This window comes from Lysinibacillus sp. GbtcB16 (genome assembly GCF_019091145.1).
Lineage (GTDB): Bacteria > Bacillota > Bacilli > Bacillales_A > Planococcaceae > Lysinibacillus > Lysinibacillus fusiformis.
Map to the genome: position 1 here is coordinate 1 of NZ_JAGXJV010000050.1, position 1,713 is coordinate 1,713.

Annotated in this window: 3 protein-coding genes; 1 reads left to right on the forward strand and 2 read right to left on the reverse strand. The window is 27.3% G+C overall.

Annotation, left to right across the window (positions count from 1 at the left end):
- On the reverse strand, positions 1-225 hold a 225-nt coding region (locus KVT27_RS23120), incomplete at its 3' end, for a hypothetical protein (protein ID WP_217582019.1).
- The gene (locus KVT27_RS23125) at positions 218-775 is read right to left on the reverse strand and encodes a hypothetical protein (protein ID WP_139893479.1); all 558 of its coding nucleotides are present in this window, start codon (positions 773-775) and stop codon (positions 218-220) included. The genes KVT27_RS23120 and KVT27_RS23125, both read right to left, overlap by 8 nt.
- A gap of 285 nt (positions 776-1,060) precedes the next feature.
- Here KVT27_RS23125 and KVT27_RS23130 point away from each other — a divergent pair.
- Positions 1,061-1,713 (forward strand): hypothetical protein (locus KVT27_RS23130; protein WP_217582020.1); only part of this gene is annotated, 653 nt, incomplete at its 3' end.

Consider the following 1,713-nt stretch of genomic DNA (forward strand, 5'->3'; position numbering starts at 1 on the left):
GGAAATAGAAGGTTGCTTAGAAACTTTCAGGGGCATTTTTTCTTCATTAGATGTCTCAAAAAACGTATTATTAATAGTTTCGATATGATCTATATCTGAATCAGTTATTATATAGTTTTTTAATGATGGCTTCTTTGGTAAATTGATTTTTGTATAGGATAATCTGTTGTCATCTATACAAGAATATTCAAAGCCTGTTTTTGTTTTAGTACGGATATTAAGCATCATTTTCACCGATTTTCATTGAAAAATGTTTTGAAAGTAGATTGTTAAATAGCTTTGCCTCGTGATCAGGTAAAAGGCTTTGAACTATAAATCTGTTGCTTTGTTGTGTAGAATCATCATCTCCAAAAATAGAATTTAATATAAGGTAATCATCTGTAAGACCTTTAAATCCTAACGTTAAAAATGAATGAGATCCGTATTCCCAATATAAAATGAATAACTCTTCTGAATTGAATTTTGTTTTGCGCTTCAATTTAATGAGTTCAGATTCAGTTGCTATTAAAATTTTAATTTTATCTTTTTTCCTACAGTCGGTAATTACAATTGCGCTATCTTCTCCGGATGCGTTTAAAGCTTCGTTGATAATATGTCCTGAGAAAATTTTCTTATCTGAGTTTTTGAAATATAAAAGAGCTACATGAGTCTTAATAGGTTTATTACTAACGCCATTTACCACAGCGTTATTTTCAGCTATATTAATAGCTTTTATTCCTGATCTCGGGTCTGAGCTTTTTTTCAAGTATTCTTCAATTATATTTTCATTAGTCATAATTATTATCTCCTTTATTTGGTTTTTCTGAATCAGTTAACTAAATAATAGTTTTTAATTCTTTTCTTAGAAATGGGGTAATAATTTAACTTTAAAAATATAATAAAGTAAGGGTGGGTTGAAAAAAATGGATATTTATGATAGGGGTGTATGTTCAGTGAGTTCAAGCTAATAATTAATGTTCACAAGGGTTATTTTACGTACTATAATTATCCTAATTATCCCTTTTTTCTTATTTTGAAATTTATAAAAATGGTTGAACATCTTGAACGGAGGATGACTTCAATGAAAGGCGAAGAAATTAAAGATAAAAATTTAGAAGCTTTAGCAGAGTTAATCTCTGAAAGGATTTTTGATAAATTAGAACATTATTTTTCTAATAAGGATGTTGAAAAGGACGATGAATCATCGGAGGAAAGTGATTTTCTTGAAGAATTTGAAATTGATGGTGTCTTCGAACGAAATGATTGTCTATGGAAAGAAAAGAGTAAAGGATATTATTTTAACTTAAAAAATGAAGAATATATACAATTTTATTTAAGATACTTTTTTGAAAATGAGAAGTTTTTAAGCAATCGAGAATATGAAAAATTAAAAAATGATATTGCTAAAGATGTGCAAATGATTTTATTAAACGAGGCTTACTGTAATATTTATCACTATATAAAAAATACAGAAAATGTAGATAATCAACTTCAACAAGAATTTTTTTATGAAGGACAAGAAGGAATAGAGATTTTATATGAAAGATTGGGAATAGTGGATAATACTCAAGCTCAAGATATTAAAGATAAATTATCTGAGGAACTTAATTTAGGATGGAAAATCCCTAAAGTATTATTACCGTTGTATACATATATTTATTTACAAATGCCAGTAAATAAAAGAGTCTTAGATGTTCATAAACAAGATGTAACTGAGAATAATTTTGGATTGAA

Excerpts from the sequence above, each read along its gene's own strand:
- KVT27_RS23125 (WP_139893479.1), bottom strand. The coding sequence starts at position 775 with ATGACTAATGAAAATATAATTGAAGAATACTTGAAAAAAAGCTCAGAC.